Consider the following 15,092-nt stretch of genomic DNA (forward strand, 5'->3'; position numbering starts at 1 on the left):
GTCAGGACTTGATGGGCATCAGCGAACCCATGCCGGTGGGCGTCTTCATGCTGGTGCAGGTGCCGGCGGGCACGTACTTCCAGGCATTGCCCTGGTAGTCCGTTTTGGATGTGCCGGCGCAGGTGGTGCCGGGGCCGGCGGCGCAGTCGTTCTTGCCAGCCATCGAGACGCCGTAGCAACGCTCCTTGGCGCCGGCTTTGGCGTCGGGCATGTTGGACTGGGCGAGGGCGGCGCCGGCGGTCAGGGCGGCGAGGGTGACCAGGGTCAGGCTCAGGGGACGGGTGTTCATGTTGGCTCCAGTGGGGACAAGGTTGAGGTGATGAACCGTAGGGTTCGGTGGTGAGTTCGTGGCGCCCGAGCGATTGGTTACAGCACAAGCGCACAATCTGCGAAATCTTTTTTTGCCCCAAGCTGTAACCTTTTCCACCCATGACGCGAACTGAACAGGCAAGCGCCATGGAACAAGAACTCAGAGGGCTATTGCTGGCGGGTCTGGACGGTGACGCGTCGGCCTATCGGGTGTTTCTGCAACGTCTGAGCACGTTGCTGCGGGGCTATTTCCGGCGCCGCTTGCAACGCCTGCCCGACGAGGTGGAAGACCTGGTGCAGGACACGCTGATGGCGGTGCACACGCAGCGTCACACCTATCGGCCGAGTGAACCGCTGACGGCCTGGGTGCATGCGCTGGCCCGCTACAAGCTGGTCGATTTGTGGCGAAGGCGCGCGCGCCACGAGGCCCTGAACGACCCGCTGGACGACCCCGACAACGATGCCGCCGACTGGCTGGTGGCGCCGGTGGACGAGGAAGCCGATTCGAAACGCGACATCGGCCGCTTGCTGGAGGCCTTGCCCGACCACCAGCGGCTGCCGATCCACCACACCAAGATCGAGGGCCTGTCGGTGGCCGAGACCGCGCGGCTGACCGGCATGTCGGAGTCGGCGGTGAAAGTGGGCGTGCACCGAGGTATCAAGGCGCTGGCGCGCTTGTGGAAGGAAGCAACGTGAAAACCGATGAATTGATTGGCCTGCTGGCCACTGACACGGCGCCCGTGCCGCGTCAGGTGGGTGAGCGCCGCCTGGTGGTGGCGCTCGGCGCGGGTGTGCTGCTGGGCGTGGCCTGGGTGTTGGCGCAGTTCGGGCTGCGGGGCGATCTGGCCCAGGTGGCGGGCACCGCGCCGTTTGCGCTCAAGGTGGCCATGCCGCTGGCGGTGGCCGCGTTGGGCGCGGCGGCGGTGTTCCGATTGGGCCATCCGGGCATGCGCCTGGGCGCGCTGGGTGTTGGGTTGGGCCTGCCGGTGTTGCTGTTGTGGTTGTGGGCCGTGTGGGTGTGGGCCGGCGCCGACCCCACACAGCGCGACAGCTTGCTGTGGGGCAGCACCTGGCGTGTGTGTTCGTCCAACGTGGCCATCACCGCGCTGCCCATGTTGGCCCTGGCCCTGTGGTACCTGCGGGGCCTGGCCCCCACACGCCCCGGCTGGGCCGGTGCGGCCGCTGGCTGGCTGGCTGGCGGCGTGGGGGCGGCCGCTTATGCGCTGCATTGCCCCGAGATGGATGCGCCCTTCCTGGCCGTCTGGTACGTGCTCGGTATGTTGGTGCCCACTGCGCTGGGGGCATTGATCGGCTCTCGGGTGTTGCGGTGGTGAATCTCGCCCATCGGGTGGTGATGATCCACCCCGACGCCCCGCCAAAACCCGCCTTGGGCGCGCCCTGCAACGGCTGCGGTGTGTGTTGCCTGAGTGAGCCTTGCCCGCTGGGCATGGTCTTGTCGGGCCGGCGCCGGGGCGCGTGTGCCGCGCTGCGCTGGAGCGATGTGACCGGCCGCTACCAGTGTGGTGCCCTGACCGAACCCGAGGCGGTGCTGCGCCCAGGCTGGCGCTGGGCCGCGCCCCTGATGCGCTGCCTAGCGCCACGTTGGATCGCGGCGGGTGTGGGTTGCGACGCTCACCTGGAGACGACGCCACATCCTTGATCGCGGTCAACACAGCGGCTTGCCAAAGTCTTAATATCAGCAATCAACGATATTTGAATTGAGGCAAGCCATGGATTGGACGGCGTGGATTGAGCGCTTCGGCGAACCGGCGGTGTTGGCCGTGTGTGGTGCGCTGGTGGGCGCCGGCTTTGGTTTTTTTGGTCAGCGCTCCAAATTCTGTCTGCGCGCGGCTGTCATCGAGTTCTGGCACCACAAGTTTGGCGACAAGCTGGCCGTGTGGCTGCTGGCGTTCTCCACCGCCGTGGTGGGTGTGCAATTGATGGTGTTGCTGGGTGGGCTGGATCTGAGCAGCGCGCGCCAGTTGTCGGCACGTGGCAGTTTGTCGGGTGCGCTGATCGGTGGGTTGATCTTTGGTGTGGGCATGGTCATGACACGCGGTTGCGCCAGCCGGCTGCTGGTGTTGTCGGCCAATGGCAACCTGCGCGCGTTGCTGTCGGGCCTGGTGTTTGCGGTGACAGCGCAGGCCGCGTTGGGCGGCATTCTGGCGCCGTGGCGCGAAGCCCTGTCGGCTCTGTGGACGGTGGAGGGGGGCGACAGCCGCAACCTGCTGGCGCTCACCGGTGTGGGGCCGTGGGGTGGCCTGGCTTTTGGTCTGGTGTGGCTGGCGGCGGCCTTGTTTTTTGCGGTGCGCAGCGGCTGGGGCTTCTGGAAATGGTTTGGTGGCCTGGGCACCGGTTTGATGGTGGCGCTGGCCTGGGCCGGCACCTACCAGGTCATGTCGCACTCTTTCGAGGTGGTGCAGATCCAGGGTTTGACCTTCAGCGGCCCATCGGCCGAATGGCTGATGCGGGTGCTGGGCGAGCCCAACGCGCCCTGGACGTTTGGGCTGGGTCTGATGCCCGGCGTGTTTGCCGGCTCGCTGATTGGTGCGTTGGTGGGCCGCGAATGGAAGCTCGAAGGTTTTGGTGGTGGCTACACCATGCCGCGCTACATCGGCGGTGCCGTGCTCATGGGCTTTGGCTCCATGCTGGCGGGCGGTTGTGCTGTGGGGGCGGGCATGACCGGTGGCGCCATCTTTGCCGTCACCGCCTGGCTCGCCTTGCTGGGCATGTGGGTGGGCGGTGGCCTGGCCGACCGCCTGCTGGACGCGCCGCACCACCACGCCACAGCAGCCAGTCCCGCCAACACCACGGGTGCGGTGGTGCCTTGAGCGGGAGGTGTGTGGCTTATCGCCGGAGCAACGCGTAACCCGCGCCCGCCACGATCAGCAACAAAGCCGGAAACCCCACCGTGGGCGACCATTGCAGCGCCGCCGCTCCCAGTGCGGGCGCCAACACCCCGCCCAGCGTGTAGCTCATCACCAGCACGGCCGTGCTGTTGACCAGGGTGTTGCCTGTTTCGCGCGAGCCGATGTCGATCATCACCAGCGTGTACAGGCTGCCACCGGCACCACCCCACACAAACGCCACGGGTGCGGCCAACCAGGGCGTGCCGGCCACAAAGGGAATCACCAGCGTGGCGGCCAGCGTCAGGCCGGCGCCGGCCCGCATCAGCCGGCGCCGGCTGTTTGCCGCGTCGCCCCAGCGTTGCTGCGGGTGGCGGGCCATGCGGTCGGCCAGTTCGCCGGCGGGCAACATCACCAGCGCGCTGCCCAGGCCACTGGCCGATACCAGCAGCGCCGCCGCCGTGGCGCCCAGGCCCAGCGCCAGGCCGTACAGCGGCAGCATGGCGGTGAGGCCACTTTCAAAAAAGCCACCAATGAAGCCGATGGCCATGACCATGGGGTGGGTGACCAGCGCGTGCCAGACGCCGCGCAGGCCAACATGGACATCGCCTTCGTCGTGGGCTGCCGGCATGGCAGGCACCGTCAGGCTGCCCAGCAGCCCCAGCGCCAGAAAACCGACCGCCCACCACACGGCCTGCGCATTCTGTGGGCCCACCCAGGCCAGCACGGCTGGGCCGATCACGAAGGTCGTGCCCACCATGGTCTCGAACAGGCCCACGTTGCGCCCGCGCAGGTGGCTGGGTGAAAACTCGGCCACGATGGCTTCGGCCAGCACCCAGCGCAGGCCGCCCGCCATGCCGGCCAGCAGGTACAGCACAAACCACAACGCCGGCTGATCGGTGAGGGCAAAGCCCAGGCCGGTCAGCACCGGCACCGCCGCCGACAGCCACAGCGCCGGCCGTCGCCCGATGCGCTGCGTGAGAGCCGAGGCCATGGGCGCCATACACAGGATGCCCACCCACACCGTGGCGGCAAACAGGCCGGCCACGGCGGTGGACATGCCGGCATCGGTGAGGCGCAGCAGCAGCAGGGGCGAGAGCATGAACACACCCACCAGTTCGCAAAACGTGGCGCCAAAAATCGCCACCAGCCCACGGCCTGCGTGGGCGGCCGGCGCTCCCGCTGCGCCGTGGGCGGGCAGAGGGTGTTCGCTCACGCGCGGACCTCCAGCACGGCCTGTGCCACCTGCGCAAAACCCTGCCCACGCTCGCCCGGTGTCACGTAACGGGGCAGGTGCTTGAGTTGCGGGACAAAACGCGCGATGTTGGCCACGCCCACACTGTGGGTGAAGTGGGCAAACATCACTTGGTCGTTGGTCGAATCGCCCACGTAGACCCAGCGGTCCAGCTCGGCGTCGAGGGCACGGCCCGCGTGGGCTTGCAGGATCCAGCGCGCGCCCACCAGCTTGTTGTGTTCACCCACCCAGCCGTTGATGTGGATGCTGCTGACCGTGGCGTTCAGACCTTCGGCGCGCATCAATGCCACCACCTGCTCGATGGCCGCTTCAGGCAGGTGGGTGAACTCGCTGTGGTCGATGGCGATGTCGGTCTCGCGCCCAGGGCTGTCGGTGGCACGCCGCGCGCCGGGCACCTCGCGCTCAATGCGTGCCAGCACTTGTTGCAGGTGGGCGAAGTTGGCGGCGCGGGTGGCGGCGTCCTGCAGGTACAGGCGACCACCGCCGGGCAGCAGGGCCACAGCGCCGTTTTCGGCCACGATGGCGTCCACCGGCCAGGGGGTGGCGCCATGCACAAATGGCAGGCTCCAGCCCACCGGCCGGCCGGTGATGGCGTAGACCACCAAGCCCGCACGCTTCAGCTCGGCAAGGGCTTGCAGCGCTTCGCGGGCGATGGCGCCATCGCAGGTGAGCGTGTCGTCGATGTCGGTGAACACGCCGTGGACAGGGGCGCGCGCGGCGGCGGGCCATTCAGACAAGGGCAGCATGGGCCGGGAGCATAGCCGAGGGCATTTTGCAATTTGTCACAAACTGATTTTTTCACTATGCTGCGGGTCCGTTCATCCACCGGAGCGCGACCTTATGAACCCACAGGCAATGGCATGGCTCAAGGCGGCCGCCGTGTATTTCGTGATCGGTGTTGGCATGGGCATTTACATGGGCGCCAGCCATGACCACACGCTCAAGCCCGTGCATGCCCACGTGAATTTGTTGGGTTGGGCGTCGATGGCGCTGATCGGCTTTTATGTGCTGCATTTTGGCGACCGCATGAGCCGCCGGCTGGAGCGCATCCAGTTCTGGCTGCACCAGGTGGGGGCGGTGATCTTGCTGGTGTCGCTGTCGCTGCTGGTGTTGGGCAACACCGCGGTGGAGCCGGTGGTGGGCGTCACGTCCATCGTCGTGGGGGCTTCTGTCCTGCTGTTTGCGGTGAACGTTTTCCGCAGCCTGCGGTAGAATTCGCGCTCTCCCGAGGAGCGTTGCAGCGTGGCCCAGTTGGCGCCGCGTGAGGCTCGGGGTTCAGATTCGCAACGACGCTCATCCACTTATCGTGTGGTGAGCGCTTTTCTCCCCCCGGCAAGTGGTTCTCAAACTTCGTTTTGGAGCACACCACATGAACGCACGCGTCCACGCCGTCAACACCGACTGCGTCATCACCGACATCACCCTGGCCGACTGGGGCCGCAAAGAAATCAAGATCGCCGAGACCGAGATGCCTGGCCTGATGGCCATCCGCGAAGAGTTCGCGGCCAAGCAGCCCTTGAAGGGCGCGCGCATCACCGGCTCGCTGCACATGACCATCCAGACGGCCGTGCTGATCGAAACCCTGCAGGCGCTGGGCGCACAGGTGCGCTGGGCCTCGTGCAACATCTTCAGCACGCAAGACCACGCCGCTGCGGCCATCGCCGCAGCCGGCACGCCGGTGTTCGCCGTCAAGGGTGAAACCCTGGTGGACTACTGGGACTACACCCACCGCATCTTCGACTTTGGCCCCAAGGGCACCGAGGGCGAAGGCCCCAACATGATCCTGGACGACGGGGGCGACGCCACACTGCTGATGCACCTGGGCAAGCTGGCTGAGAAGGATCAGGGCGTGCTGGCCAACCCGGGCAGCGACGAAGAAAAAATCCTGTTTGCCGCCATCAAGGCCAAGCTGGCCGAGGACAACACCTGGTACAGCCGCAAGAGCGCGCAGATCATTGGCGTGACCGAAGAGACCACCACCGGCGTGCACCGCCTGAAAGAAATGTCGGCCAAGGGCACGCTGATGTTCCGCGCCATCAACGTCAACGACTCGGTGACCAAGAGCAAGTTCGACAACCTCTATGGTTGCCGCGAATCGCTGGTGGACGGCATCAAGCGCGCCACCGACGTGATGATCGCCGGCAAGGTGGCGGTGGTGGCCGGTTACGGCGACGTGGGCAAAGGTTCGGCCCAGGCCTTGCGTGCGCTGAGCGCCCAGGTGTGGGTCACTGAAATCGACCCCATCAACGCCCTGCAGGCCGCCATGGAAGGCTACAAGGTCGTGACCATGGAGTGGGCCGCCGACAAGGCCGACATCTTCGTTACCACCACCGGCAACCGCGATGTCATCACCTTCGAGCACATGCAGGCCATGAAGGACCAGGCCATCGTCTGCAACATCGGTCACTTCGACAACGAGATCCAGGTGGCCAAGCTGGAAGCGAACTGCCAGTGGGAAGAGATCAAGCCCCAGGTAGACCACGTGATTTTCCCGGACGGCAAGAAGATCATCCTGCTGGCCAAGGGGCGGCTGGTGAACCTGGGTTGTGGCACCGGCCACCCCAGCTTTGTGATGTCGTCGAGCTTTGCCAACCAGACGATTGCGCAGATCGAATTGTTCAGCCACAGCGACGCCTACGACGTGGGCAAGGTGTATGTGCTGCCCAAGCACCTGGACGAAAAGGTGGCGCGCCTGCACCTCAAGAAGGTCGGCGCCATGCTGACCGAGCTGAGCGACGAGCAGGCCGCCTACATCGGCGTGCCCAAGCAGGGTCCGTACAAGCCCGATACCTACCGCTATTGAGCAGCCATGCGCGCTGACCAGTTGCTCGTCGAGCGCGGGTTGGCGGCTTCGCGCTCGCAAGCCCAGCGGCTGATCGCCGCGGGCGTTCGCTGGCGTCTGGGTGCAGGCGACTGGAAGCCCGTGGCCAAGAACGGCGACGAGTTGCGCGAGACGGTGGAGCTGCAACTGGTGGACAACGCCGAGTCGCGTTATGTGTCGCGTGGCGGTCTCAAGCTCGAAGGCGCGTTGCGCGAGGCCGGCTTGGGGGTCAGTGGTTGGCGCTGCCTTGACGTGGGCCAGAGCACCGGCGGCTTCACTGACTGCCTGTTGCAACACGGCGCGGCGCAGGTCACGGGCGTGGATGTGGGCCATGGCCAGTTGCATCCGGCGCTGCGCGTCGATGCAAGGGTGCGCTGCATCGAAAAATCCAACGCGCGCGAACTCACGGCCGAAGCGGTGGGCGCGGACTTTGACCTCGTGGTGGGCGATCTGTCCTTCATCTCGCTCACGCTGGTCTTGCCGGCGCTGGCGCCGTTGCTGCGCCCGGGTGGCCACCTGCTGATGCTGGTCAAGCCACAGTTCGAGTTGCAGCCGCAGCAGATCGGCAAAGGCGGCATCGTGCGCGATGTGGCCTGGTACGCGGTGGTCGAACAACGGCTCCGAGAGGCCTGTGCGGCCTTGCGCTTGCCGGTGCGCGGCTGGTTCGACAGCCCCATTGCCGGGGGTGACGGCAACCGCGAATTTTTTGTTTTTTGTTCCAAGGAATGACCATGGGCCTGCCCATCAGTCTCGAATTTTTCCCGCCCAAAACGCCCGAAGGCGCCGACAAGCTGCGTGCCGTGCGCCAGCAGTTGTACGCCCTCAAGCCCGAGTTCTGCTCGGTCACTTACGGCGCGGGCGGCTCCACCCAGGACGGCACCTTCAACACCGTGCGTGAGATCCTGGCCGAAGGGGTGGACGCGGCCTCGCACTTCTCGTGTATCGGTGCCACGCGCGAGAGCGTGCGCGCCCAGCTCGCGCAACTCAAGGCCATGGGTGTCAAGCGCATCGTCGCCTTGCGCGGCGATCTGCCCAGCGGCTATGGGTTGGGTGGCGAGTTTCATTACGCCAGCGACCTGGTGGCCTTCATGCGCGCCGAGACCGGCGACGATTTCCACATCGAGGTGGCGGCCTACCCCGAGGTGCACCCGCAGGCCAAATCGCCCGAGGCCGATTTGCGCGCGTTTGTCGCCAAGGCCCAGGCGGGCGCCAATTCGGCCATCACCCAGTATTTCTACAACAGCGACGCCTACTTCCGCTTCGTGGACGATGCGCACAAACTGGGCGTCGACATCCCGGTGGTGCCGGGCATCATGCCCATCACCAGTTCCACGCAGTTGATGCGCTTTTCCGATGCCTGTGGTGCCGAAATTCCGCGCTGGATACGCCTGCGCCTGCAAGCCTTTGGTGACGACACCGCGTCCATCAAGGCTTTTGGTCTGGACGTGGTGAGCGACCTGTGTGAGCAGCTCATCAACGGCGGCGTGCCCGCCATCCACTTCTACACCATGAACCAGAGCGCAGCCACGCTGGAAATCGTGCGCCGGCTGCCGCGCTGAACCGTTTTTTTCCACCCCAACGAGGAGACCCCGTGAAGCTTGAAACCCTGGCCGTGCATGCCGGCTACAGCCCCGACCCGACCACCAAAGCCGTGGCCGTGCCGATTTACCAGACGGTGGCCTACGCGTTTGACGACACCCAGCACGGTGCCGACCTGTTCGACCTGAAGGTCGCGGGCAACATCTACAGCCGCATCATGAACCCCACCAACGGTGTGCTCGAAGCCCGCCTGGCCGCGCTCGAAGGTGGCATTGGCGCGCTGGCCATGGCCTCCGGCATGGCGGCTATCACGGCGGCCATCCAGACCATTGCCGAAAGCGGCGACAACATCGTTTCGGCCTCCACCCTGTACGGCGGCACCTACAACCTGTTTGCCCACACCTTCCCGCAGCAAGGCATCACGGTGCGGTTTGCCGACCCGCGCGACCCGGCCGCCTTTGCCGCGCTGATCGACGAACGCACCAAGGCCATCTACTGCGAGTCCATCGGCAACCCGCTGGGCAACGTGACCGACATCGGCGCACTCGCCGCCGTGGCCCATGCAGCCGGTGTGCCCCTGATCGTCGACAACACCGTGACCAGCCCCTACCTGTGCCGCCCGTTCGAACACGGCGCCGACATCGTGGTGCACTCGCTCACCAAATACCTCGGTGGCCACGGCACCAGCATTGGTGGCGCCATCGTGGACAGTGGCAAGTTCCCGTGGGGCCAACACAAGACCCGCTTCAAGCGCCTGAACGAACCCGACGTGAGCTACCACGGCGTGGTCTACACCGAGGCTCTGGGCGCGGCGGCCTACATTGGCCGTGTGCGTGTGGTGCCGTTGCGCAACATGGGTGCTGCGCTCTCGCCCATGAACGCGTTCCAAATCCTCCAGGGCATCGAAACCCTGGCGCTGCGCATGGACCGCATCTGCGAAAACGCTGTCAAGGTGGCCACGCACCTGCAGAAGCACCCCAAGGTGGCCTGGGTCAACTACGCCGGGCTGCCCGACCACAAGGACCACGCGCTGGTGCAGCGGTACATGGGTGGGCGGGCCTCGGGCATCATCAGCTTTGGCTTGAATTCGGCCGACGCCATCGCTGCCGGCACGCGTTTTCAGGATGCGCTGCAGCTCTTCACCCGCCTGGTCAACATCGGCGACGCCAAGTCGCTGGCCTGCCACCCGGCCACCACCACCCACCGCCAGCTCAACGCCGAGGAGATGAAGAAGGCCGGTGTGAGTCCGGACATGGTCCGCCTGTCGATTGGCATCGAACACATCGACGATCTGATCGCCGATCTGGACCAGGCGCTGTCTAAGGTCTGAGCCGCAGCGCCGGCACGGCAGGGCGGTGTTTCTTCAGCCGCCGTGCTCCACCATCCAGCCCGCGCCCACCTTGCCCTTGAGGTGCGTCAGCACCACAGGCAAGGCCTCGCGCAGTTGGGCTGCCAGGGTAAACGGCGGGTTGATGATGTGCATGCCGCTGGCGCGCATTTGGGTGGCCGGGCGGGCGCCGGTCTTGACCGGTGTGCCATCGGGTGTGTGGCCCACGGCCAGTTCGGCCTGCACCCACGGGCGCTGGTGCTGGGTGCTCAGGGTCTTGAGTTTTTTGGCCATGGCGTGCGCCTCCGGCCGTGCGATCACCGGGTACCAGATGGCGAAGGTGCCGGTGGGGAAGCGCTTGAGCGCATCCAGCACACAGGCCACCACCGCCTCGTAGTCGGTCTTGAGTTCGTAGCTCGGGTCCATCAGCACCAGGCCACGTCGGCTGGGCGGTGGCAGCAGCGCTTTCAGGCTGTCAAAGCTGTTTTTGCGCAGCACCTCCACCTGTTTGCCCGCCCCCAGGCCTTCCACGTTGCGGGTCAGCAGCCGGCCATCGGTGGGGTGCACTTCGAACAGCTTGAGCTTGTCCTGCGGGCGCATCAGTGCGTGGGCAATCCAGGGTGATCCGGGGTAGTGCTTGAAGGGGCCGCCGTCGTTGAAGCTCGCCACCATCTCCAGGTAGTCGCGCAGGGCTTCGGGCAGGGTGGCGGGGTCGGTGCCGGCCAGGGCCGCGCGCAATTTGAGCACGCCGCCCGAGGCCTCGCCCGAGGTTTGTGCCTGGTCCTGGTCGAGCCGGTACAGACCGGCGCCGGCGTGGGTGTCCACCACGGTCAGTGCGGTGTCTTTCTGGCCCAGGTACTTCAGCGTGGCGACCAGCACCATGTGTTTGAGCACATCGGCGTGGTTGCCGGCGTGGAAGGCGTGTCGGTAACTGAACATGGGGCGATGGTAACCGCCACGGTCCGCCAGCGGAATTTGCGGCCCAGGCCAGGATTTCATATAATGGCAGGCTTCGCAGCGATTTTTGGGTCCCGCGGCGAAGTCAGAACGCAGGTTCTGTCTCCCACCTAAGAGGTTTCCTTCAGAGAAACACCGACCGTGGAAAAGGGCCCGCCAAACCTCACTCTGTAGCAACATGACCAAAACGTTCAGCGCCAAACCCGCTGACGTGGTGCACGAGTGGTTTGTGATTGACGCCACCGATAAGGTGCTCGGTCGGGTCGCCAGCGAAGTGGCCCTCCGTCTGCGCGGCAAACACAAAGCCATTTACACGCCCCACGTCGATACCGGTGATTTCATCGTCATCGTCAACGCCGCCAAGATCAAAGTCACGGGCACCAAGTCCCTGGACAAGATGTACTACCGTCACTCGGGCTTCCCCGGCGGTATCTACGGCACCAACTTCCGCGACATGCAAGCCAAGCACCCTGGCCGTGCGCTGGAAAAAGCCGTCAAGGGCATGCTGCCCAAGGGCCCGCTGGGCTACGCCATGATCAAGAAACTCAAGGTGTACGGTGGTGCAGAGCATCCCCACACCGCCCAGCAGCCCAAGCCGCTGGAAATCTAAAGGAGCCTTGAGATGATTGGTGAATGGAACAATGGCACCGGCCGTCGCAAATCCAGCGTCGCCCGCGTGTTTCTGAAAAAAGGCTCCGGCAAGATCACGGTCAACGGCAAGGACATCGAAGCGTTCTTCGGTCGCCAAACCTCGATCATGATCGCCAAGCAGCCCCTGCTGCTGACCAACCACGCCGAAACCTTCGACGTGCAGGTCAACGTGCACGGTGGTGGCGAATCCGGCCAGGCCGGTGCGGTGCGTCACGGCATCACCCGCGCGCTGATCGACTACGACGCGGCCCTCAAGCCCGCGCTGTCGCAAGCCGGCTTCGTGACCCGCGATGCCCGCGAAGTTGAACGTAAAAAGGTTGGTCTGCGTTCCGCACGCCGCGCCAAGCAGTTCAGCAAGCGTTAATCGCTTCCGGCTCACGCCCTCAACCGCCCGCAAGCAGCTTGCTTCGGGCGGTTTTGTTTTTCTGGCTCGGTCACAGGCATCTGACGCACAATCGGCGACCTTATGCGTTTTCGACTCCTCCGCCGCCGCCTCACCATCAGTGCCCCCCGCATGGCCGTGCGCAGCACGCTGCCCTGGCCGCTGCGCTGGCTGCTGGCCGCCGTGGTGCTGGGCTTTTCGGGCGCGCTGGCCTTGTGGGCCTTTGAGTTCGGCAAGGAAATTGCAGGTGTGGAGCACGACACGCGTGGCCAGTTGCAGCGTTTGCGTGTGGAACACCAGCAGGTGCTGGCGGAGCTGGCCGATTTGAAATCGGTGGCCAACACGGCCGACAGCCTGTTGCTGGCCGAACGCTCGGCGTTGGAGCAACTCAAGCAACAACTGCGCGGCTTGGAAGACGAGAACCGGCGCCTCGGTGCCGACCTCGCCTTTTTCGAGCAGCTCATTCCCAGCACGGGTTCGGGCACGGTCCGCGTGCGTGGCCTGCGCGTGCAGCGCGTGTCAGACGAGCGCGTGGCCTGGCAGTTGCTGGTGATGCAGTCGGAGCGGCAGCCACCCGAGTTCAGCGGGCAGTTGTTCATCACGCTCACGGGCACGCTGGATGGGCGCCCCTGGCGCCAGGAGGTGCCGCCGCAGCCGCTGAGCCTGCGCCAGCACCTGCGGCTGGAGGGGCAGCTCGACCTGCCACCCACCGCCGTGCTAAAAAGCGCCACCGTCCGCTTGATGCAGGGAGGCGCCGAGAAGGCGTCTTACACACACAAGCTGTGATCCACCCGTGCCCTCGCGGCCAGGAGAAGCGATGTTTGGCAAGAAGAAGCAGCCCCCGATCAAGAGCCTGATCGCGATCGGCACCGAAATCCGTGGCGACGTTCTGTTCACCGATGGTTTGCGGGTGGATGGTCAGATCACCGGCAACCTCCACGCCCAGCCGGAGGTGCCATCGCTGCTGGTCATCAGCGAAGCGGCCACGGTGCGCGGCGAGGTGCGGGCCGGGCACGTCATCATCAACGGGCAGGTGTTGGGGCCGGTGTGGGCCACCGAGCTGCTCGAATTGCAGCCCAAGGCACGCATCACGGGTGACGTGACCTACCGGGCGCTGGAAATGCACCAGGGTGCCACCATTTCCGGGCAGCTCTTGCCACTCGCCGAAGGTGTCAATGACAAACCCACACTCAAGCTGGCGGCAATCGCCAGTTGAGCGGCATATCCGAGCGATTTGGTTTACCATTCGCGCCCTGAACCACTCCCGCCGAGGACCCTTCCCATGAGCGCTGTTGCCGACAACATCCAGACCGACATGCCCGCCCCGCTGATCTTCACCGACAGCGCTGCCGCCAAGGTGGCCGACCTCGTGGCCGAGGAGGGCAACCCGGATCTGAAGTTGCGTGTGTTTGTGCAGGGCGGTGGTTGCTCAGGCTTCCAGTACGGGTTCACCTTCGATGAAATCGTTAACGAAGACGACACCACCATGACCAAAAACGGCGTCACCCTGCTGATCGACGCCATGAGCTACCAGTACCTCACCGGCGCCGAGATCGACTACAAGGAAGACCTCGAAGGCGCCCAGTTCGTGATCAAGAACCCCAACGCCACCACCACCTGCGGCTGTGGGTCGAGTTTCAGCGTCTGACGAGGTCAACAGCACCAACAACAAAGGGGCCGTCAGGCCCCTTTGTTGTTGGTGGGCAAAAAGCCCAAGAACTCACTGTGCGCTGGCTTGCGTGAGGGTGGCGGCCGAGGCCAGTTGGGCGCGCATGGTGTGCACCACTTGGTCAAACTGAGCACGCGCTGCAGCGGACACCGGGATGCTTTCACCGTTGCGCGCAATGGTCAGCGGATCGATGTGTTTGCCCTTGTCGCGGAACTCGAAATGCAGGTGTGGGCCGGTGGAGGCGCCGGTGGAGCCCACCGCGCCGATGAACTCGCCCTGCTCGATTTTTTGCCCTTTGCGCACGTCAATGCGGCTCAAGTGGGCGTAAGCGGTGGTTTGGTTGTTGGCGTGTTGCACCACCACAATGTTGCCGTAGCCGCCCTGCCAGCCGGCAAACTGCACCACGCCGTCGCCCACGGTGCGCACCGGCGTGCCGGTGGGTGCTGCAAAGTCCACCCCCAGATGGGCGCGTTGGCCACCGTGGATGGGATGGAAACGCATGCCGTAGCCGCTGCTCACGCGAGAGAACTCCAGCGGCGAGGTCAGGTAGGTGGAGCGCTGGCTCTTGCCATCAAAACCGTAGTAGCCGCCTTTGTGGCCGGGCTCCTGGAACCACAGCGTCTGCAACTGTTTGCCGTCGTTGACGAACTCGGCGCTCAGAATGCGGCCGGCGCGCAGCACCTCGCCATCGGCCTCCAGCGATTCGTAGACGATGCTGAAGCGGTCGCCTTTGCGCAGGTCGCGGCGGAAGTCGATGTCGCTGGAGAAGATGTCGGCCAGCTGGCTGGCCACGCTGTCGGGCAGGCGCACGGCATCGGTGGCGGCAAACAGCGAACTCTGAATGGTGCCACTGGCCAACTGGGCCGACGCTGTCAGGTCGGCCGTTTCATGTTTGGCCAAAAAACCGTCGTTTTGGCGTTCCAGCGTCAGCCGCTGAAACTGGCGGTCGTCCGGCTTGGACAACCAGCGTGCGCTCAGGCGGATGATTTCGTTGCGGTCGGTGGTTTCGACCGTCACCAGTTTGCCCGTGCGGCCACTGAACAGACCGCGTGCGACGGGGTCGTTGCGCAAAAAGGCGACGGCAGCGCTGTCGCTCACGCCCAGGCGCTGCAGCAGGCTCTGGGCGTTGTCGTCGCGGCGGGTCACATCGCTGCGAAACAACACAAAAGGAACGGTGGCTTCGCCGCCGCCTTGAACCAGGCGCAAGGCGGGTTCAATGGCTTCGCTGACGGAGCGCACCGGCAGATCGGCCGCGTCGGGTGCCAGCGGGGCCACGCCAAAGGCGGTGACACCCGTGCCCAACAGCAGCGCGCCGAGACTGCCCATCACCCGCTTG

General features: G+C 65.3%; 19 protein-coding genes and 1 riboswitch. Of the genes, 14 read left to right on the plus strand and 5 right to left on the minus strand.

Annotation, left to right across the window (positions count from 1 at the left end; all coding sequences use genetic code 11):
- Position 1: 1 nt before the first annotated feature.
- A complete protein-coding gene (locus ACFQPB_RS02070) occupies positions 2–289 on the minus strand; it encodes a BufA1 family periplasmic bufferin-type metallophore (protein ID WP_382202060.1) in 288 nt (95 codons plus the stop codon).
- 140 nt (positions 290–429) lie between these two features.
- On the opposite strand from ACFQPB_RS02070, the gene ACFQPB_RS02075 reads away from it, so the two are divergent.
- From ACFQPB_RS02075 to ACFQPB_RS02090, 4 genes are all read left to right on the plus strand, one after another.
- A complete protein-coding gene (locus tag ACFQPB_RS02075) occupies positions 430–1,005 on the plus strand; it encodes a sigma-70 family RNA polymerase sigma factor (RefSeq protein WP_382202058.1) in 576 nt (191 codons plus the stop codon).
- Complete coding sequence (locus ACFQPB_RS02080) at positions 1,002–1,643, plus strand: NrsF family protein (protein WP_382219396.1); 642 nt, start codon at positions 1,002–1,004, stop codon at positions 1,641–1,643. Before ACFQPB_RS02075 ends, ACFQPB_RS02080 begins: the two co-directional genes overlap by 4 nt.
- Before the next feature lie 20 nt (positions 1,644–1,663).
- A complete protein-coding gene (locus tag ACFQPB_RS02085; protein WP_382219493.1) occupies positions 1,664–1,969 on the plus strand; it encodes a hypothetical protein in 306 nt (101 codons plus the stop codon).
- Positions 1,970–2,039: 70 nt separating this feature from the next.
- Positions 2,040–3,140: a YeeE/YedE family protein gene (locus ACFQPB_RS02090; RefSeq protein ID WP_382219398.1), complete on the plus strand. Its 1,101-nt coding sequence runs from the start codon at positions 2,040–2,042 to the stop codon at positions 3,138–3,140.
- A gap of 16 nt (positions 3,141–3,156) precedes the next feature.
- Here the strand turns inward: ACFQPB_RS02090 and ACFQPB_RS02095 are convergent, their stop codons facing one another.
- The gene (locus tag ACFQPB_RS02095) at positions 3,157–4,371 is read right to left on the minus strand and encodes an MFS transporter (RefSeq protein WP_382219400.1); all 1,215 of its coding nucleotides are present in this window, start codon (positions 4,369–4,371) and stop codon (positions 3,157–3,159) included.
- On the minus strand, positions 4,368–5,156 hold the full coding sequence (locus ACFQPB_RS02100) for an HAD family hydrolase (protein WP_382219402.1): 789 nt from the start codon (positions 5,154–5,156) through the stop codon (positions 4,368–4,370). The genes ACFQPB_RS02095 and ACFQPB_RS02100 overlap by 4 nt, the downstream gene beginning before the upstream one ends.
- A gap of 94 nt (positions 5,157–5,250) precedes the next feature.
- On the opposite strand from ACFQPB_RS02100, the gene ACFQPB_RS02105 reads away from it, so the two are divergent.
- From ACFQPB_RS02105 to ACFQPB_RS02125, 5 genes are all read left to right on the plus strand, one after another.
- Positions 5,251–5,622 carry a hypothetical protein gene (locus ACFQPB_RS02105; RefSeq protein ID WP_382219404.1) on the plus strand — a complete coding sequence of 124 codons (372 nt, stop codon included), beginning with the start codon at positions 5,251–5,253 and terminating at the stop codon, positions 5,620–5,622.
- A gap of 9 nt (positions 5,623–5,631) precedes the next feature.
- Positions 5,632–5,712: riboswitch (S-adenosyl-L-homocysteine riboswitch) on the plus strand.
- Between the two features lie 67 nt (positions 5,713–5,779).
- Positions 5,780–7,213: an adenosylhomocysteinase gene (gene ahcY / locus ACFQPB_RS02110; protein WP_382202046.1), complete on the plus strand. Its 1,434-nt coding sequence runs from the start codon at positions 5,780–5,782 to the stop codon at positions 7,211–7,213.
- A gap of 6 nt (positions 7,214–7,219) precedes the next feature.
- Positions 7,220–7,960, plus strand: coding sequence for a TlyA family RNA methyltransferase (locus ACFQPB_RS02115; protein WP_382219406.1), 741 nt, complete (start codon positions 7,220–7,222; stop codon positions 7,958–7,960).
- Positions 7,961–7,962: 2 nt separating this feature from the next.
- On the plus strand, positions 7,963–8,790 hold the full coding sequence (gene metF / locus ACFQPB_RS02120) for a methylenetetrahydrofolate reductase [NAD(P)H] (RefSeq protein WP_382219408.1): 828 nt from the start codon (positions 7,963–7,965) through the stop codon (positions 8,788–8,790).
- A 32-nt stretch (positions 8,791–8,822) separates the two neighbouring features.
- Positions 8,823–10,100, plus strand: coding sequence for an O-acetylhomoserine aminocarboxypropyltransferase/cysteine synthase family protein (locus tag ACFQPB_RS02125; protein ID WP_382219410.1), 1,278 nt, complete (start codon positions 8,823–8,825; stop codon positions 10,098–10,100).
- Positions 10,101–10,133: 33 nt separating this feature from the next.
- On the opposite strand, the gene ACFQPB_RS02130 is transcribed toward ACFQPB_RS02125, so the two are convergent.
- On the minus strand, positions 10,134–11,036 hold the full coding sequence (locus ACFQPB_RS02130; protein WP_382219412.1) for a 23S rRNA (adenine(2030)-N(6))-methyltransferase RlmJ: 903 nt from the start codon (positions 11,034–11,036) through the stop codon (positions 10,134–10,136).
- Between the two features lie 196 nt (positions 11,037–11,232).
- On the opposite strand from ACFQPB_RS02130, the gene rplM reads away from it, so the two are divergent.
- From rplM to erpA, 5 genes are all read left to right on the plus strand, one after another.
- The gene (gene rplM, locus ACFQPB_RS02135; protein WP_382202035.1) at positions 11,233–11,664 is read left to right on the plus strand and encodes a 50S ribosomal protein L13; all 432 of its coding nucleotides are present in this window, start codon (positions 11,233–11,235) and stop codon (positions 11,662–11,664) included.
- Positions 11,665–11,676: 12 nt separating this feature from the next.
- Entirely contained in the window at positions 11,677–12,069 is a 393-nt protein-coding gene (gene rpsI, locus ACFQPB_RS02140; protein WP_382202033.1) for a 30S ribosomal protein S9, read from the plus strand.
- Positions 12,070–12,171: 102 nt separating this feature from the next.
- Complete coding sequence (locus ACFQPB_RS02145) at positions 12,172–12,873, plus strand: DUF6776 family protein (RefSeq protein ID WP_382219414.1); 702 nt, start codon at positions 12,172–12,174, stop codon at positions 12,871–12,873.
- 31 nt (positions 12,874–12,904) lie between these two features.
- A complete protein-coding gene (locus ACFQPB_RS02150; RefSeq protein ID WP_382202030.1) occupies positions 12,905–13,303 on the plus strand; it encodes a bactofilin family protein in 399 nt (132 codons plus the stop codon).
- A 66-nt stretch (positions 13,304–13,369) separates the two neighbouring features.
- A complete protein-coding gene (gene erpA, locus ACFQPB_RS02155; protein ID WP_382202028.1) occupies positions 13,370–13,735 on the plus strand; it encodes an iron-sulfur cluster insertion protein ErpA in 366 nt (121 codons plus the stop codon).
- A gap of 72 nt (positions 13,736–13,807) precedes the next feature.
- Here erpA and ACFQPB_RS02160 read toward each other — a convergent pair whose 3' ends face one another.
- Entirely contained in the window at positions 13,808–15,082 is a 1,275-nt protein-coding gene (locus ACFQPB_RS02160; protein WP_382219494.1) for a M23 family metallopeptidase, read from the minus strand.
- Positions 15,083–15,092 lie beyond the last annotated feature (10 nt).

Source organism: Hydrogenophaga atypica, assembly GCF_042665215.1.
GTDB lineage: Bacteria > Pseudomonadota > Gammaproteobacteria > Burkholderiales > Burkholderiaceae_C > Hydrogenophaga > Hydrogenophaga defluvii_A.